The sequence below is a fragment of the Bacillus sp. Marseille-Q1617 genome, assembly GCF_903645295.1.
Taxonomy (GTDB): domain Bacteria; phylum Bacillota; class Bacilli; order Bacillales; family Bacillaceae_B; genus Rossellomorea.
Genome location: NZ_CAHJXM010000001.1, coordinates 876,900 through 894,903, shown reverse-complemented (window position 1 = coordinate 894,903; position 18,004 = coordinate 876,900). Strand labels below are relative to the sequence as shown.

Annotated in this window: 16 protein-coding genes and 1 riboswitch; of the genes, 2 read left to right on the top strand and 14 right to left on the bottom strand. The window is 45.3% G+C overall.

The genetic code is table 11. The features are described from left to right. Nucleotides 1-41: 41 nt before the first annotated feature. Together HWX64_RS04465 and HWX64_RS04460 are read right to left on the bottom strand one after the other, a co-directional pair. On the bottom strand, nucleotides 42-1,040 hold the full coding sequence (locus HWX64_RS04465) for a hypothetical protein (protein WP_175987636.1): 999 nt from the start codon (nucleotides 1,038-1,040) through the stop codon (nucleotides 42-44). After that, a complete protein-coding gene (locus tag HWX64_RS04460) occupies nucleotides 1,027-1,374 on the bottom strand; it encodes a PadR family transcriptional regulator (protein WP_175987634.1) in 348 nt (115 codons plus the stop codon). The genes HWX64_RS04465 and HWX64_RS04460 overlap by 14 nt, the downstream gene beginning before the upstream one ends. 191 nt (nucleotides 1,375-1,565) lie before the next feature. On the opposite strand from HWX64_RS04460, the gene HWX64_RS04455 reads away from it, so the two are divergent. Beyond that, on the top strand, nucleotides 1,566-2,054 hold the full coding sequence (locus tag HWX64_RS04455; protein ID WP_368495564.1) for a hypothetical protein: 489 nt from the start codon (nucleotides 1,566-1,568) through the stop codon (nucleotides 2,052-2,054). 49 nt (nucleotides 2,055-2,103) lie between these two features. On the opposite strand, the gene HWX64_RS04450 is transcribed toward HWX64_RS04455, so the two are convergent. The 4 genes from HWX64_RS04450 to HWX64_RS04435 form a co-directional block, all read right to left on the bottom strand. After that, nucleotides 2,104-2,592: a response regulator transcription factor gene (locus HWX64_RS04450; RefSeq protein ID WP_175987632.1), complete on the bottom strand. Its 489-nt coding sequence runs from the start codon at nucleotides 2,590-2,592 to the stop codon at nucleotides 2,104-2,106. A 68-nt stretch (nucleotides 2,593-2,660) separates the two neighbouring features. After that, nucleotides 2,661-3,686 carry a fatty acid desaturase gene (locus tag HWX64_RS04445; protein WP_175987630.1) on the bottom strand — a complete coding sequence of 342 codons (1,026 nt, stop codon included), beginning with the start codon at nucleotides 3,684-3,686 and terminating at the stop codon, nucleotides 2,661-2,663. A 267-nt stretch (nucleotides 3,687-3,953) separates the two neighbouring features. Continuing rightward, the gene (locus HWX64_RS04440; protein WP_175987628.1) at nucleotides 3,954-4,625 is read right to left on the bottom strand and encodes a serine/threonine protein kinase; all 672 of its coding nucleotides are present in this window, start codon (nucleotides 4,623-4,625) and stop codon (nucleotides 3,954-3,956) included. 152 nt (nucleotides 4,626-4,777) lie between these two features. Continuing rightward, nucleotides 4,778-5,722: a TRM11 family methyltransferase gene (locus tag HWX64_RS04435; RefSeq protein ID WP_175987627.1), complete on the bottom strand. Its 945-nt coding sequence runs from the start codon at nucleotides 5,720-5,722 to the stop codon at nucleotides 4,778-4,780. 195 nt (nucleotides 5,723-5,917) lie between these two features. On the opposite strand from HWX64_RS04435, the gene nei reads away from it, so the two are divergent. Continuing rightward, nucleotides 5,918-6,736 (top strand): endonuclease VIII, encoded by an 819-nt coding sequence (gene nei, locus HWX64_RS04430; protein WP_175987624.1) that lies wholly within the window; start codon nucleotides 5,918-5,920, stop codon nucleotides 6,734-6,736. Nucleotides 6,737-6,791: 55 nt separating this feature from the next. Here the strand turns inward: nei and HWX64_RS04425 are convergent, their stop codons facing one another. The 8 genes from HWX64_RS04425 to HWX64_RS04390 form a co-directional block, all read right to left on the bottom strand. Next, nucleotides 6,792-8,237: a DEAD/DEAH box helicase gene (locus HWX64_RS04425; protein ID WP_175987622.1), complete on the bottom strand. Its 1,446-nt coding sequence runs from the start codon at nucleotides 8,235-8,237 to the stop codon at nucleotides 6,792-6,794. A gap of 238 nt (nucleotides 8,238-8,475) precedes the next feature. After that, entirely contained in the window at nucleotides 8,476-8,676 is a 201-nt protein-coding gene (locus tag HWX64_RS04420; protein ID WP_032086164.1) for a cold-shock protein, read from the bottom strand. Nucleotides 8,677-8,875: 199 nt separating this feature from the next. After that, the gene (locus HWX64_RS04415) at nucleotides 8,876-9,028 is read right to left on the bottom strand and encodes a DUF3934 family protein (protein ID WP_175987620.1); all 153 of its coding nucleotides are present in this window, start codon (nucleotides 9,026-9,028) and stop codon (nucleotides 8,876-8,878) included. A 152-nt stretch (nucleotides 9,029-9,180) separates the two neighbouring features. Then, nucleotides 9,181-9,801: a TetR/AcrR family transcriptional regulator gene (locus HWX64_RS04410; RefSeq protein ID WP_175987618.1), complete on the bottom strand. Its 621-nt coding sequence runs from the start codon at nucleotides 9,799-9,801 to the stop codon at nucleotides 9,181-9,183. Next, the gene (locus HWX64_RS04405) at nucleotides 9,758-11,035 is read right to left on the bottom strand and encodes an MFS transporter (RefSeq protein WP_175987616.1); all 1,278 of its coding nucleotides are present in this window, start codon (nucleotides 11,033-11,035) and stop codon (nucleotides 9,758-9,760) included. Before HWX64_RS04405 ends, HWX64_RS04410 begins: the two co-directional genes overlap by 44 nt. A 1,357-nt stretch (nucleotides 11,036-12,392) precedes the next feature. Then, nucleotides 12,393-15,452: an efflux RND transporter permease subunit gene (locus HWX64_RS04400; RefSeq protein WP_175987614.1), complete on the bottom strand. Its 3,060-nt coding sequence runs from the start codon at nucleotides 15,450-15,452 to the stop codon at nucleotides 12,393-12,395. Between the two features lie 186 nt (nucleotides 15,453-15,638). Further along, nucleotides 15,639-16,580 carry an NADP-dependent oxidoreductase gene (locus HWX64_RS04395; RefSeq protein WP_175987612.1) on the bottom strand — a complete coding sequence of 314 codons (942 nt, stop codon included), beginning with the start codon at nucleotides 16,578-16,580 and terminating at the stop codon, nucleotides 15,639-15,641. Nucleotides 16,581-16,767: 187 nt separating this feature from the next. Further along, complete coding sequence (locus HWX64_RS04390; RefSeq protein ID WP_175987610.1) at nucleotides 16,768-17,628, bottom strand: 5'-methylthioadenosine/S-adenosylhomocysteine nucleosidase; 861 nt, start codon at nucleotides 17,626-17,628, stop codon at nucleotides 16,768-16,770. Between the two features lie 157 nt (nucleotides 17,629-17,785). Next, a riboswitch (purine riboswitch) is annotated at nucleotides 17,786-17,889 on the bottom strand. Nucleotides 17,890-18,004 lie beyond the last annotated feature (115 nt).

Sequence of the window (18,004 nt, the reverse complement as noted above, 5' to 3'; positions counted from 1 at the left end):
TTTATAGGAGTATCCGACAGTTCATGCCGCATTTTGCAGGCTTAACGTACACGGCTTTTGCTGAATCCGTCAATCATGTTCCAGACAGCAAAGGTAATGAAGATGGTGCTCGATCCCCACACGATGCGATTCACGAATTGTTCGGCACTTACATTGAATAAGTCAGCCATGTAGGTAACGAATTCCGGTTGAAAGACATTCTGGTTTGATACGATGATAATGAATACCGCCGTTGCGATGATTTCATAAATGGTATTGAATATGGCGACTTTCTTCGTCCATTGCTTCTTGAAGAATTTAAAAAGCGCGAGCGAGATTTCCAGTCCAATGACTGCGATTACAGCCGGCCAAAATGAATGTAATACTTCCTGATTCATGGAAGGAGTGACAAAGACCAATCCGTCCCCGTTGTTCTCATAAATGCCCAGAAGCTTGTTGGCATTGAAATATACCGTTGCCCAGATTGCGGTCCATAAGAGACTACCGAATACCTCATATTTAGAGATGCCTCTTTTTTTAGGGATATACATGATCTTTTTCAAATCATCCGGCTTCCATTTTTTCAGGTCAAATGTAAGCGGCGCGGAATCCTTTACTTTATCCGTTCGTTCGATGATTGCAAAGATCAATGTGATCCAGAAAAACACTTGCATCCCCACTTCGATGACCCTCCATATTCCTTCTCCCAGGATGGTAAGAACGATATCGAGGACCGCCCTTCCTTCTGTTGGTGAGAAGAAATATTCAGCAACAAGGGAGATGACTGAAATGGCGGCAGCGATCGGCAGGATCATTTTAATCAATGAAATATACATATCATAGTAACGCGGCCCGATGAGATGCATTGGTCTTTCACTGTAGTTACTTGCCAGGACGGCAGGATTCCCCATTTCCGACAGGACACCTTTCACGTCTTCTTCTGTATAATCCTCCGGCAGCATATCCCCGATTGCCGACCTCAGTTCAAGTGCGATATCCTCACGATTCTTTTCAGGCAGTCTGCGTGTCACTTCCCCGATATACACATCAATCAGATTCATCGTTTTCTTCCCCTTCCAATAATTGATGCAGTTCTTGCGAGTTCTTGATCCACTCTTCTTTCAACTTCTGAAACACTTCGATCCCATAATCACTGAGTACGTAATATTTCCGCGGCCTTGTCTCCGATGTATCCCAACTGCTCGTCACAAGCTCCTGTTTTTCAAGCCTGCGAAGGAGCGGATATAGCGTACTTTGCTCAATCGTGATTCCTGACTTCTCCAGACGATGAACAAGCGAATAGCCGTACTGGGGGGTACGCAATTGGCTTAGTACTGCTAATGTAAGATTTCCTCTTCTTAATTCTGTCAGTAATGATTGCAGTAAATTATTCATTTATCCACCTCGTCTCATACGACACTGTATGTCATACACTATACGTATACTATATGTCATACACTATTGTTTGTGCAACACTAATTAATTTCACGTCACTAGTCGATTCATTTTTTCCTGACGATACATGCACAGCTTCCATTCAGTTACACATACGATATGGTGTTACAGATAACCCAGGAGGCTGTTTGATGATGGATATGTTTTATTTGCCCAACCAATTCTGGTTTGGAAGACAGGGCGCAGAAAGTTATGGAGCAAAAGGGGCCCTCAATGCTCCTTCTCTGACATTGCCTGAAATGCTGATCTATGCCATACAAGATGAATATTTGGCTCAATCAAGATACAATGCGATTCTTGGGACATTCGGTTCAATCCGTACATTTGAAAGAATCAAAGAAGCGGAACTAAGGCATATTGCGGCACTGGTTCAGTTATTTAATTTGTACGGACTTCCTTTGCCCCCGGATAGTTCACAATCTTTCGTTCAAACCCCGGCTTCTGGTAAAGCAGCTTTTGCCCAGGGAGTAGAGGGGGAAATTGAAAATATCGCGATGTATGACAGATTTTTAACCTATGATCTGCCGGCTGATGCCCGATTCGTGTTTACGAACCTGCGCAATGCATCAGTGAATCACCTTGCTGCATTCGAAAGAGGTCTTGCCAGGAGGCAGAAATGAATAAAGGCCCGTCCCGCACTGCGTTAAAGCGGTGCGGGACGGGCCTTGTTTATCCGGCTGGCAGTTTAATTTTGTCTTTTAAGGTCGAGAAGTAGGTTTTGACTGATTTGATTGGTGTCACTGGAGCCGGGGCATCTGGCCCGGCTGCTTGATCCATCAGTTCCGGGGTGTAAATGCGATTTCCGTTCACGATGCTTCGGATCGAGCCGGCAAGCTCTTCGCTCGGACTGTCCTTCAGCAGATATCCCCTGATTCCGGCTTCGATGACACGCTTATAGCATCCGTTCCTTGCGAATGTGGTCAAGATGATTACTTTGCATTCAAGGAGCTTCAATTCTTCCGCTGCTTCTATACCGGTCTTCTGGGGCATTTCCATATCCATGATACAGACATCGGGCTTCATTTGATGCACAAGTCTGACAGCCTCTTCCCCATTATTCGCAAGACCCAATACTTCCATATCTTCTTCTAAATCGAGAAGGGATCCAATCGCTCCCAGCAGCAGCTCTTGATCCTCTGCAATGACAATTCGAATCATGTATGTCTCTCCTTCTTTAGCGGCGTTTACAAAGATGACTCCCCTTTAAGAGGGGAGTCATTGTAACCCTAGAGTTCAGGCTTCGCTTCAGTTGAGATCTTTGTTTTCGGTAAAGATTTGACGTCTTTAAAGCTTACAAAGTTCTTTCGATCTTCGTCCCACAGGCGGAAACGAAGGGAGGTCAAGCTTGTAGCGAGCGTGATCGTCGGCACATGCTGCAAATCAGGGATGCTGTTGTGAGTCTCTTCAAGCCGGTAGTTCGGCACTCTCGGACTTAAATGGTGAATATGATGATAGCCGATATTCCCGGTAAGGAATTGAAGCACTTTCGGAAGCTTATAGTAGGAGCTTCCTTCTACCGCGGCCAATACATATTCCCACTCTTTGTCTTCTTCAAAATAAGAGTCTTCAAATGTGTGCTGGACGTAGAACAGCCAAATGCCCGCCGCACCCGAGATCATGAAGATCGATCCCTGTACGATCAGGAATTGCTGCCATCCTACTGTCACACCGAGAAGAACAGCCACAGCAGCGATCAGGACGTTTACCAGATACGTATTCATACGTTCTTTCTTCCTTGCACCTTTACGGTTGAATCTATTTTTAATAAGGAAGACCCAGATCGGTCCTAATACAAACATGACGATCGGATTGCGGTAGAAACGATAAGCAAGGCGCAATTTCAGAGGCGCTGCTTTGTATTCATCCACCGTCAGCGTCCAGATATCCCCGGTACCGCGTTTATCCAAGTTACCGCTTGTTGCATGGTGAACGGTATGCTCATGTCCCCATTGATCGAACGGAAACACCGTGATGACACCGAGCGCGGTCCCCACAATTCGGTTCGTACGGCGGCTTTTAAAGAAGTTATAGTGCGTGCAATCATGGAAAATGATGAAGATCCTTGTTAAGAATCCCGCTGCGATCACCATTGGCACCAACGCCAACCAATAAGACACAGAAAGACTTTGATAGGCAAGAACCCATAACGTGATAAACGGCACCAGCGTGTTAACCAGCTGCCATATACTTTCTTTTGTTGTCCCTTTTTCAAAGGGTGCTACTTGTTTTTTCAGAGTTTTAAGTTTTGACATTTATTAAAATCCCCTTTTCTTTGGGTTGTAAAAACAACTATATAGGAAGAAGAAATTTATTTTTAGTAGTAGGTGTCATAGCTTGGATATGACATTTGTCATATCGGAGGGTTATTCTTTCATAAAAAAGCGCCTGAACCCCGGTTTAATCATGCTTTAGCGTACCCGGAACAGGGCAGAAAAATGTTCATTTTTTTGACTTTCTTTAAGCTTATTGTTGTTTTAATAAAAAAACCTGACTCTATTTCTACAAGAGTCAGGTCTCATTCAATCTTTTTTAAACGACGTAAACTTCAAGATGATCTTCATGAATTCATCATAGGAAGAATTCCACTGGTTGTACCACTTCCGGACGGTTTCGACAAGCCAGAATGGAACTGCCTTACCTTCAATCAAATGGTAATATTCTTCATATCCCCTTTTTAAATGCTCCCAGCGAAAATCATTTCCGGGAAGTACATATTCAGAGACATCGATGATCTTTGCACGTCCATCCTTCATCAGAATATTTTTCAGATGAATATCCCGGGGATTCAAGCCCTTTTCCCGTACATATTCCCTTGCTTCCTCAACGTCACTCACAACCTGAGGAGGGATGCGGATGCCTTGAAGGATGCAGTCAAAGAGCGTGATCCCTTCTTCATAACTCAATACAAGGAACGTGTCATAAGCAGCATAACAGGTAGAGAAAAAAGGTGAATCACCGATCATGCTGTATACCTTTTCTTCTATATTTATCTTAGGAGCTTTCTCTTCTGCGTATAGCTTAAAGGCATATTGCGGGACATCAAGGTGCTGAAAAACGGCCGCATCCGTCCCCACACCGATACAGCGAAGACGATCATGGCCGCCCGTGATGGTGACAGGTTCATTATTGGGGTTGGAAGTAACGATTATTTGGGATAGGGAATGAATTGCAGTTTCCCAATGAGTAGTCATGTCATTCTCCCTTCGTGTGAGTAATACCTGGTTCATTGATTACTATGTTATTCGCATCAATATAGCATTTATTACTCTGAAACTTCAACTTTGAACCTATTTGTAATTTCTATCAGTGCAGCCTTTTTCAGGGATGTTTCTTTCGGAAAAAATCACTCGCAAACAATGACTTCCCGGACAAAATTCCCTTTCGTGACGACGCATCGGTCCGTGATTTCGAAGCCGGCTTCAAGGATGACTGGATCGACATCCTCGACCGTGACAATCACGACTTTTGAGGCAAACGCCCTTGCACTTTGAAGCATTTCAAGCTGCTCTTCCGGGGTGATGACCGAACACAGGTTATAAGGAAGATCGATGATGGCCGCATCATAACGGGCTGTGACATCTCGTATGTCCTTCAACGTCACTTCGCCTTTTAAGCCAAAATGGGCCATGTTTTCCCGTACACCTGATAAAATAAGCGGATTCCGGTCGCTTCCCACTATATCGATTCCCATCGATAATGCCTCGACAAGTACCGTTCCGATGCCGCAGCATGGATCAATCAGCTTCATGCCTTCCGGATTCGGGGCAGCAATGTTCACGACTGCCCTTGCAACGCGTGTGCCGAGGGCTGTTGAGTAACTATGAGGCTTCCACTGATGCTTTAACCAGATCGCTTCGTTCTTCGAATATTCCCCGAGTACCCATTTCTCACCCGTGTTCAGGATGCCGAGCCAGATGGATGGGTCGACCAGTTCCGCTTCGCCTTTCATATGAAGGCCGACTTCCTTCTCGATGCTGCGCAGCTTTTTAAAACCGACTTTTTCATGATCGGGATTTTGTACAAACACGATTTTGAAGCCATCGAATGACTCCAATTTCTTTACTTCTTCTATGAGCTCTTCTAAACTCCCACCCTCGCAGATGACGCCGAGCCTTTCTCTTATGAATGGGCTTCTGCTCGGATCGATTTCAAAAGAGCTTTCAAGAATATCGGATTGGGAGTCCACACCAAATAAAGCCCGCCTCTCCAATGCACATAAGCCTTCCTCATTTGGTTCCCAGGTAAAAGTATATAGATACGAACTTGGTTCGATTGCTATTGTTTTCATCGTTTCATCTCCGTGTGATGGTTTATTTCCTCCAAAGCTGTATTTCTCTATTGTACCACTAGTGTAAACTACCGTCTTAACGTCTTAAAGGCCCGTCCCTCGGTGCGTTAATGCGTTACTTCATAGAGGGACGGGCGTTGAGGGATTACATTGGGTTTAATAAGGGAACATCTATACTAAAAAGGAGGAGAATTCATGCCTGAAGGTCCAGAAATCAGGAGGGCGGCCGATCAAATTGAACGTGCCCTTCAGCACAAACAGGTGGCGGATGTTTATTTTGCTTTTCCCGAACTGCAGGGTTACGAGGAAATCTTGCAGGGTGCTGTTGTGACGAGGGTAGACACCAAAGGGAAAGCCATGTTAATTCGTTTCGATAATGGCTACACCATCTATTCACATAACCAGCTTTACGGAAAATGGTATGTGAGGAATGTGTATAACTACCCAAAGACGAATCGACAGCTGCGATTGGCGTTACATAATGAGAAGAAGTCGGCACTTCTGTACAGTTCATCCGATATTGAAGTGCTTCGAGACGAGGAGGTCAGCGCTCATCTTTTCATCGCGAAGGTCGGCCCTGATATTTTGAGTGAAAAGGTTACTCCCCGGGATCTGCTGCAACGGATAAAAGATAGGAAGTTTTTCAGAAGAAGATGGGCGATCCTTCTGTTAGACCAGGCATTCGTGGCAGGAATCGGGAATTATTTGAGATCTGAAATTCTATTTTCTGCAGGCATCCATCCCTCTCTCCGTCCAATTGACTGCAGTGAAGAACAACTTGTAAAAGCTGCTGAAGCCATCATCCGATTGATGGAACAATCTTACCGGACAGGAGGAATCACAAATGATCTTGAGCTTGCAGGGAAACTGAAGGCTAAAGGAGTCAAGCGCTCAGGCTATCGTCACTGGGTTTTCAACCGTGAAGGTGCACACTGTTTCATTTGCGGCACCGAAATCGAAAAAACACAAGCTGCTTCCAGGAGACTTTACTACTGTCCTGAATGCCAAAAATAAGAAGCCCCGTCCCGCGGCGCGTTAACGCGTCATTGTGCAGCGGGACGGGCCTTGTTTAGTTTCTTGCCTCGTGGACTTTTAGTTTCTTCCCTTTAACGTTGGTGGTTTTCATGGCTTGGAGGACGAGCGGACCTTTTCCGTTAAGGATATCGACATAGGTCAGATTTTCCTGAATGGTGATGATGCCGATGTCGTCTGCGTTCACGCCTTCGATTTTGGCGATGGTTCCGACAAAATCCACTGCCCTGAGCTTCTTTTTCTTTCCGCCATTGAAATAAAGCTTCATGATTTCTTTGTTTAATCGTTCGCTTTTATCCGATTTGATGTCGGGAATCCGATTCAATTTTTCCTCAAAAGCACTTGCCGCCATCACGACCTCTTCTTTTGAAGGCTGGTGAACTTCAGCGATTGTAAAGCCAATATACGCTTCGATTTCCTCCAGGAATTTCTTTTCATATGGAGTGATGAACGTGATCGCTTTTCCAGAGTTCCCTGCCCGTCCTGTTCTTCCGGTTCGATGGACGTAGCTTTCTTTTTCAAGCGGAAGATCATAATTGATGACGTGTGATATCCGCTCGACATCAATCCCTCTCGCAGCCACATCTGTTGCGGCCAGATAACGGAATTCTCCCCGTTTAAACTCATCCATCACCTCAAAACGGGCTTCCTGATTCATGCCTCCGTGAATCTTATCGACAGGATATCCTTTATCAAATAACTCGTCACAGACCTTATCCACATTCTCTTTGGTCCGGCAAAAAATGATGCAGCTATCCGGATTTTCAACGGTCGTCACATCCGTCAGCAGTGAAAACTTATCTTTCTCCTCCACTTGTATGACAGAGTGGTCAATTTTATCAGTCGTGATGCCCTTCGCTTTCACCTCGATATTCACGGGGTCTTTCATATAGTTGTGGCAGAGCGATTCGACGTCCTCAGGCAGTGTGGCTGAGAATGTCAATGTCACTCTGTCGGCAGGGAGTTCCTTTATGATCGCTTCAACTTGTTCGATAAAGCCCATATTGAGCATCTCGTCCGCTTCATCGATGACAAGATAGTTCAGCTTGTCCAGCGGGAATGTCCCTTTTTCGATATGATCAAGGACACGGCCGGGTGTACCTGCGACCACATGCGTTTTTTGGTTCAGTTCAAGCTTTTGACGGTAAAAAGGGGATTTCCCATATACGGCAGCGGCTTTAATCCGCTTAAATCTTCCTATGTTGGTGATGTCTTCTTTCACCTGGACCGCAAGCTCCCGGGTAGGCGTAAGGACCAGTGCCTGGGGCTTGTTCTCTTCCCACTCCACCATTTCACAAAGCGGTATCCCGAATGATGCCGTCTTTCCGCTTCCGGTTTGCGATTTCACGACAAGATCTTTCTTTTCCAACGCAATTGGCAGTACCTTGGACTGCACTTCAGTCGGAGTTTCATACCCTAATTCCGTCAGGGCCCTGGTAATTTCCACGCTGAGCCCGAAATCGGAAAATCGTTTTGTATTCATATAACAACACCTTCACTTTAATTTTTTTCGTAAAATGTCAATAAGAAAAGCGCAAGCGCCTTGTTCAGCCCCGACAAGCGTTGGAGGGGCGACCGGTGAAGTCGCTCCTTGACTTCATCGGGCGGACCGAAACGTCTCGAGGGGCTGGGCGCTGGCGCTGGACAATTCTCGAATTAAATTTATACTTTCTTGTAATTAAAAAAAGGACCCCGCAAAGAGAGTCCTTCGTTTAAAGCTGTTACGCTTTGTTTACGTTAGCCGCTTGAAGTCCGCGTTGACCTTGTTCAGTGTCAAACGTTACTTTTTGACCTTCGTCTAAAGATTTAAATCCTTCGCCTTGGATAGCTGAGAAATGTACGAATACATCTTCTCCACCTTCGATTTCGATGAATCCGAAACCTTTTTCTGCGTTAAACCATTTTACTGTACCTTGTTGCATAATTATTTCCTCCTGCGTGGATTCAAGCCCACATGTTATTACTATTGTTGCTCAAGTTAGATATCAAAGGCGAAAAGTTTAAATACTTTCATTCCTTACAGACCGAACAAAAATAATTCTTCCTAACCTTAACAGGTAATGAAGCTAAAAGCAAATCCTTTTGAAAACCGCTGGCTGCAGCCGGCTTTTTGTGACGCATTTATTTATCTGAGGCGGATTTATTCCCGTGCTTCACACCTTTACTCTTATAAGGCTTGTTGCTCTTTGCCTTATTGGCACCGGCCTGCCAGCGATTCCAGCCTTTCTTGCCGGTCCCTTGACCCGTTCCGCTTTTTTTCTTCGGTTTGCTCATGCGTTCCCTCCTCCTCATCTGCTGCATGTCTTTAAGTTCAACATCATACCATAAGAACCAATGAAAAAACAGGGCCCATCCCCCGTCGCGCTGATGCGTCAGCGCAGCGAGGGACGGGCCTTTAGCGTGGTGAAGAACTCTCCTTGATAAGATCACTCCTTCACATTCAAACCCCATCTGAGGTATTCGATCAGTAATTCGGTTTGTTCTTTCAATTTTATGCTTTCGGAACCCACGATCGCATGATCCACAGCCAAGCCGTCAACATAAGAGATGATGTACCTGGCAATGACTTCCGGATCAAACCGGGGTGCAAATTCCCCTGCCTCTATGCCTGCTTTGATGATTTTCTCGGTGAATCCATAGGCATGATGATACCTTTTTTTGGCATGCTCCCGTCTTCTCTTTTCGTTTCTTCCTGTTATGAAGTACTCAAGCTTTGAAGGTGCCAGCGGATCCATATCATCGGTCGCTCTTTTTTCTTCTCCTAAAAAGGTCATTAACAGCGCTTCCCAACAGGAACCCTGCTGCTCAATCATCGCCTGCAGGGAATCATCCATGATTTCCTTCTGTTGTTCCCCGATCAGCGCTTCAAAGAGATCTTCCTTATTATCGAAATACTGATACAAGCCGCCTCTGCTCACCCCGGCTTTATCCATCACGTGTTTCATCGTGGTATTTTCATATCCCTGTTCAATGAAGACTTCCTCTGCAGCCTGCAATAATTGATTACGTCGCTGCTCCTTGTGTTCCTGGCTGACTTTCGGTGACATGATGCTCCTCCTCTGCTACTTTTTTTCGAATGGCAATCGATATAATGAAAAGCACAATCAATAACGAACCCGTCACGATAAAGGAAGGGATGATGCCGATCAAAGTGGCAAGTGCCCCCCCGGCCAATGGCCCGATGATCGTGGCTGTCGTCGTCGTGCTGTTGATGACTCCGAACACCCGTCCCGTCATGTTCACAGGCGTTTTTTCCTGAACCGCAGCCTGGAATGGTATGAACACGAGGGCTGCGGTACCGCCGGCGAACAATCCGAGTGCAGGGAACCAAACCAATGAAAGACCCACATCATAGTAAGTCATAATCCCCATCACTCCAAATCCGAGACCGATCCCGAGCACTCCGATGCACATATAGATGAACGCGTTATAATCCGTCTTTTTCGACAGAACTATCCCGGTGATCAGCATCCCGACGCCAGATCCCGTCACGGTATAACCAAATAAATCCGGGGACGCGTCCGTCAGCTGCCGAAGCAGCATGATGATTTGGGAGTCGGATAATTGAAGGATCAGCAGACTGATACCCATCAGGAACAATCCATACATCAAAAAGGGGCTTTTCTTGAGGAACTGAAATCCGACTTTTAATTCCTCTTTGAATGAAGTCCCTTTTTCTTTATTTTCATTTTCAACTGAGGGTTCAATCGTCTTCACTGCTTTTGGTAAAAATAAAATCAGCAGTGCTGAAATGAAAAACGTCGCTGAATCTATATAGAAGACATTATAGGTCCCCACCGCTGTCACAAGGATTCCGCTTACCAGCGGACCGATGACTTTCGTGCTTGAATCAATCATGGAGGTAAGGGACATCGCCCCCTTGATTTCCTCATCCGGAACCAATTCCTTCAATTTTCCATTCTTCGCCGGAACAAACACGGAAGAGAAGATCCCGATGAGGAAAAGGCAAACGTACACCATCCATACATTTGAAGCAAGCGTCAACAGAAGAATGAGTCCCCCTCGGAGCACATCGGATACAATCATCAGGGTCTTCCGTTCCATCCTGTCAGCAAACGTCCCGGAAACCGGTCCCAATAGAGCCATCGGCAATGCCAGGCTGAGGATGATGAACGACATCTGCATCGGCGTCGCTTCCCATTTTAACCCAACCAGCGTAATGATCGCCACAATACTCAGCCAGTCCCCCAAACTCGATATGGCCTGGGCCGTCATCAACGTAATGAAGTGTTTATTCTTTCCTAATGATGTTGACTTCATATTATTACCCCCCTTTTTACAAATTAGACAACTGTGTCGTTTTCTTACTCTAATTATATCGACACTCGTGTCTCTTTACAAGTTGTTTTTTATAAAAATCTAAAAATTAGGCTTGGCTGCAGGGATGGAACACCTGACTTCCTGGCGGGAGCAGTGACTGCTTCGGGTTGAAACGCGCATCTTCCAAACCAACGATTTAGGGACGGGACCTTCCCTAAAGGTTCTGGCAGCCGGTTCTGATCAAGTAACGAACCTATCCTTCGCAGGGCAAATCAACCTGCTTCCAAGTGGGTATTTGCCTTTATTTTAAAAAAAATCAAAAAAAGGGTTCTAAAAGACACTAATGTCGTTTATAATAACGACACAGGTGTCACTTTTATTGAGCCACCGGCATAAGATTTAAAAAACACCAAAAACTCACTTGAAGAAAGGAGAATCATCATGCTAGTTGTGCTGCTGAGTTACATTTTTACTTCTGATCATGAAACAAAAAGGATTCACGATCTGATCCTTGACCGCCGCGCCGAATTCAAAAGCCGCTTGTTTTAATCTCAAATCATAAAGGAGGAATTCCTATGTTAGCCATCATCAAATTGTTTTTCTTAAACAGCTCTGACCCGGAAGCAAAACGTATCAGTGATACGATTCTCGACCGCCGCGCCGAATTCAAAAACCGATTGTTTTAATCTCAAATCACAAAGGAGGAATTCTTATGTTAGCCATCATCAAATTGTTTTTCTTAAACAGCTCTGACCCGGAAGCAAAACGTATCAGTGATATGATTCTCGACCGCCGCGCCGAATTCAAAAACCGATTGTTTTAATCTCAAATCACAAAGGAGGTATTCTTATGTTAGCCGTCATCAAATTGTTTTTCTTAAACAGCACCGACCCGGAAGCAAAGCGCATCCGTAATGAGATCCTGGACCGCCGTGCCGAATTCAAAAACCGTTTGTTTTAATCTCAAATCATAAAGGAGGTATTCTTATGTTAGCCGTCATCAAATTGTTTTTCTTAAACAGCACCGACTCGGAAGCAAAGCGCATCAGCGATGAGATCCTGGACCGCCGCGCCAGATTTCACAGCCATTTGTTTTAAGTTAATCCGTAATAACTATTGAGAGCATCACCCACCAATGAAATAACATTCTAAGGAGACTGGTATGACAACGTATTTGGATCAATCAATACCTTAACAGTGCTCGTGATCCCTTGGCCAAGATATCACGAGCACTATAATTGTACCTTCATCTAAACTTCCTCATTTCCTATCTACATTTTTCCCCTCATGAACGAATCATTCCATCAGATAAAATAAGGACTGTTCCACAGCGTACCTGAGGAACAGTCCTACACACGTTAATTCAGCGTTTCCAATTTTTCTGCTGTGCTGGTTTGGTATTTCTTCTTTCTTCTTCCTGCCCTTTTGAATCCAGCTCCCAAGGAAGCGAACAGTTTGTAGACGGAAGGGATCAGCACCAGGGTGATCAAGGTGGCAAAGAGCAAGCCAGAAATGATGACGGTGGCCATTGGCGCCTGATAATTCCCTGAAGTGCCCGAGGCTAATGCCAATGGAAGCATTCCGCCGGCTGTCGTCAGTGTTGTCATAAAGATAGGACGTACCCGGTCTTTTCCTGCTCTTACAAGTGCTTCCTCAACGGTAAGTCCCTCTTTTCTCAGCTGGTTCGTCCGGTCAATCAGGAGAATCGCATTATTGAGGACGATCCCGATCAGCATGACGATCCCCATTCCCGACATGACACTCAGTTCACGCTGGGTGATGAATAGACCCAGGATGACACCGGTGATGGTCATCGGGATGACCGACATGACGACGATCGGCTGGGACAGGTTATTGAACTGGACAGCCATCACGAAGTACACAAGGAAAATGGCGATGGCCAGCACCAAGATCATTTCTTGAATCAGCTCCTGCTGTTGTTCCAGATCACCTGCAACGGCAACCGTGTATCCTGCCGGAGCTCTAAACTCTTTTATCATTTTTTGGACTTCCCGATTGATGGCACCTAAATCTTTATCTTTAATATCGGCAAAAACGGAAATGAAACGATCCCCGTCTGCATGAGAAATTTCGTTAGGTGTATCGACACTTCTTAATTCAATGAAACTCGAAAGCTTCTCTTCTCCCTTCGGAGTGGATACAATCAGATTCAATAGTTCCGAATTCATATCCGTCTTCTCATTCCATTTTACCAGCAGCGGAAAAGCATCATTGTCAATGCTCATTTCCCCAACAGGCACTTCCAGGAATGCTTGCTGGATGAATTGTTTGATCTGTGACTGAGTTAAGCCGGCAGCTTCAATTTCATCCTCTTTTACATCAACCACTTGTTCAAGAGAGGTGCGATCGATCGAAGTGGTCACTCCTGTAATACCCTCTATTTCCTCAAGCTCTTTTGTAAAATTGTCCGCCGTTTCTCTCAGACCTTCAAAGTCGTCACCTGAAATATTCACCTGGACTGGGTATCCTCCGCCTCCGTTCATCGCAGAAGCCACATTTTCGATCGGGGTCGATTCTTCAAGGTCACGGAGAGAACTGAAGATTTGTTCATTCACCTTCTCTTGTTCCTCTGTGATGTCGTCCCCTTTCGTCATGTTGATGATCGTGTAAAGCATACTGCCATTATCGAGGACATAGCTTGTTTCCACATCCGGAATCCCGGCAAGGGCATCCGTCATTTCACCCACTACATCCTCTTTTTCCTGCAGTGATAACCCTGTTTCGACCTTCACCATGAGCTCAGCGTAGCGGTTGAACATATCCGGCATGATAGTCATCGGCACTTTGGTAATTAAAAATAATGACGCAGCGAACATCATAAAGAATAGCCCGATGACAGCAAAACTGGTTCGTTTTTTCTTTACCGTCCAGGAAACCATTCTGCTGTAGAGACCGGTGATCCGTCCTTCCTTCCGTGCCTTCGTTTTTTCACGCAATTTCAAGAAGTTTTCGGAAAGGGACGGGATGAGCGTAAACGCTACAACCACTGAACTGATGAGTGTGATTGCGACGACCGCTGACAGCAGGATCATGAATTGACCCATCTCCCCGCCAACTAAACCAATAGGTAAAAAAACGACAATGGTTGTGAGCATGGAAGCAAACACGGCTGATGCGACTTCTTTCGTTCCTGCAATGACCGCTTCGAATTTCTCCATTCCCTGCTCTTTCTTTTTATAGATTGATTCAAGGATGACAATGGAGGAATCCACCATCATTCCGATTCCCAATCCTAAACCGACCAGCGTCAACATATTGAAACTGTAGTCAAACAGGAACATGGTTGCAAATGTTAAAAACACGGATGTCGGAATCGAAAGTCCGATGATGAACGTAGCCCGCAGATTACGAAGAAACAGGAACAGGATGACGACGGCGATGATGCCCCCGATCACGATATTCCCGGTGACCCCATCAAGGGATTCCTTTACATAGTCTGCCTGGGAGACGACTTCATTCACAGTGAATCCATCTACGAGCCCCTCGTCCCTGATTGCCTGGATTTCTTTCCGCACTGCTTCTGCCATCTCAATTTGGGTCACTTCCGATACGCGGCCGACCTGGATAAAAATAAAGTCCTTTGTGCCATTTTTCCAAACGATCGAACTGGTGTCTAACGGCTGAACCGAAACACTCGCAACCTCTTCCAAACGTACGAAACCTGTTGAGGTTGGGATTAGTATGTTTTTAACATCCTCCGTATTTTCGAGCTTGGTGCTCCAGCGTATTGTTGGTGAATCTGCTTCTCCACTCAACTCCCCGAGGGTTTCTTCCCCGCCCGCACCGCTGATCACAGCAGCAGTTTGTGAAATATCGATGCCAAGCTCCGATACTTTATCGCGATTGAATTCAATCGCCACCTCTTTCTCCTCTATACCTGATAGTAAAACGTCACTCACCTCTGGCAGTGCTTCCAGCCTCGGCTCTAAAATGTCTCGGGAGAAAGCAGTGATTTCCCCCATATCCTCCCCTGACACATCCATAAAAAACTCGTAACTTTGGCTCAAACCAGCCTGCCCCGCCACCACTTCTTTGATTGCGGTGTTATCCGCTGCTGCAGCATTCGCCAAAGCTTCAACTTCTTTGGACAGTTCATCTCCTTTTCCACGTTCAAACGTCACCATAATGGAACTTCTGCCTATGTAAGTGGTTGACTCTGTCTTTTCTACCCCTTCTATTCCATTAATCTGTTGTTCTAGTGGATTTGTAATCGTTCTTTCTACTTCAATGGCAGACATATCTCCAGCATTGATATCAACATAAGCTGCATCAAATTGAATGGGCGGCAGCAATTCTTTATCCAGCTTGAAGACAGAGTATCCTCCAATCACCAATACTAATAAAACCATTAGCCCGACTAAAATCTTTCTGTTTACGATGAATTTAAGTAAATTCATTTCCTTCCCCCAAATCCCAGGTAATTTTAATTCTCCACAAACATTATAATAGTACTTTAATCCTAAATATATACATTTTTTCTCTTAAATTATAAAAATTGTAAAAGTATTTACATTGTGTCTATTTGCTCACAAAAAAAGCTTCGGGGTTCTATTTGAACCCCGAAGCCTTTTCTGAATATTAGATTAACCTTCCATCACTTTAATGACAATTTTCCCTTTTGCATGATGGGTTTCACTCAATGCGTGTGCATCTTTCAACCCTTGTTCATTGAAAGGGAAGGTTTCACCTATGATTGGCTTCAGCTCCCCTTTTTCATAGAGGTCTGCAAGCTGCTTCAATTGCTCGCCTTTCGGCTCGAGCCACAGGAAACCGGCTTCGACGCCGTACTCCTTTGCTTCATCCTCACTGGGAGGCTGGGCGATGGAAACGAGCTTCCCGCCTTTTTTCAATACTTTATAGCTGCCCGACTGGATCTCTCCGCCCATTGTATCAAGGACGATATCAAAGTCATTAAGAACCTCGCTGAAATCTTCTTCTTTGTAATTGATGAACTGGTCTGCACCCAGTGACTTCACAAACTCTTCATTCTTGCCGCTCGCCGTCGTGGCAACGTATGCACCGAAGCTTTTGGCGATCTGGATGGCAAAATTCCCGACACCTCCGGAACCCGCATGGATGAGGACCTTCTCCCCCTCTTTTATGCTTGAAAAATCAACCAGGCACTGCCAGGCCGTCAATCCGGCAAGCGGGATCGCTGCTGCTTCTTCAAAACTCATCGTGTCAGGCATAGGGGCGAGCAGGTTCTCATCCACGACAACATACTCGGCATATGTCCCTTGGTTTGTCGTCTCGGGTCTGGCAAATACTCTGTCTCCGATTTCAAAACCTTCTACATTCTTCCCTTTCCTGGCTACGACGCCAGCACAATCCCAGCCTAAAATGATTGGGAATTCAAACGGGAGCATCTCCTTCAGATACCCTTGACGTACCTTCCAATCGATTGGGTTGATTGAAGTGGCGCGGTTGGATAGAAGTACTTGATCGTCTCCAATATCCGGCTGCTCCACCTCCCTTTCATTCAGTACTTCCTTATCACCATATTGATCGATAACAATCGCTCTCATTGCTTTTCCTCCTTGCCTTTCATCGTTCTTCACTTTCATGACTTCCTTCCAAATTCACGGAGATTCACATAGATGTATCTTTCCCTAATCGTTTCCTTTCCTAAACACGAAAACTCTCGATATGAAAACGGCCCACCCCTTGCTGCTTTAAATCTGCAAGGGGCGGGCCGTGTGTATGACCACCATTTTATTGATTTTTAATGTATTCTTTCAGGACTTCCAAGACATAGGCCTGGTTGGCTTCTGCTGTTTCGGGATTATACTTTCCGCCGTTCACTTTATTGTTGGATAACACTCTTATTCCAAGGTAAGGGACATCATAAGCTGCGGCAATCTGGGCCCCCGCAGCACCTTCCATTTCTTCGACGGAGGTGCCGTACTTTTCATGGAACCAGTTGATCCGGTCGACTTCATTATTCCACACGTCGGCAGAACCGATCGTTCCTTCCACGACTTTCCCTTTCTCGTATTCATCTTTCACTGCATTGGCAGCTGCAAGCAGTTCTTCATCGCCTTCGAAGTAGCGGATGTTTTCGGCATCCGGATCTTCACCGGCACTTCCTTCAGATGCCAGAAGGTCCATTGGGATCCAGTTCTTAGGTTCGATTCCTTCATTCTCATCTAAAGAGCCTGTCTTTAATGAGCCCACATTCACCGTTCTCTTCCCCAACACAATATCAAATACATGTAAGTCGGGATCATGCCCGCCTGACGTTCCTTGATTGATGATTGCAGCCGGGTTGTATTTTTCAATGGCGACTGCCGTTGCAGCTGCCGTATTTTCCATGCCTTTCCCTGTTTTTGCAATGATCACCGGATAACCATCCAGCTTCCCTTTATAAAAGACAAAAGAGCCTGATTTCTCTTCTTTTACTTTATCCAATTGTTCCGCCAGTTTTTCAGCCTCGATCGGCATCGGCCCCTGTACGATGATCGGCTGTTTTGCTTTTGCTGCGGCTGTCCCTTGCTCTTGTGAGGTGCTGCATCCTGTCAGTCCCCCGATTGCCAGAACAGCCAGGATGATGAATGTCGATAGTTTTTTTACCATGTTGATCCCTCCTGATGAATGTAATACCCGTAAAAGACAATAGAAAAGGCCTGGAAAAGGAGTGATTTCTACCTTCCAGACCTGTGAAGTCAAAGTATCTTCCATGGGACATACACACAGCATATCTCTATTCGCGACGATTCGAAAAAACGAATAACCGAACGATACTTCAACCCGTAGTCTGGTTCTTCCAATGGGAACCAGGTAGAGACTCTCAGACCATATCACTGAATTTATACGAGTATTTATATGTAATTAGTTACTAAGCAAGTCTAACAGAGAAAAATGAGGCAAACAACCCCAAACACGAATTAATTTAAAATAAAATAATTTAATGTTCGTATTTAAATAGTTAACCGACTAAAAAATAGGCTGG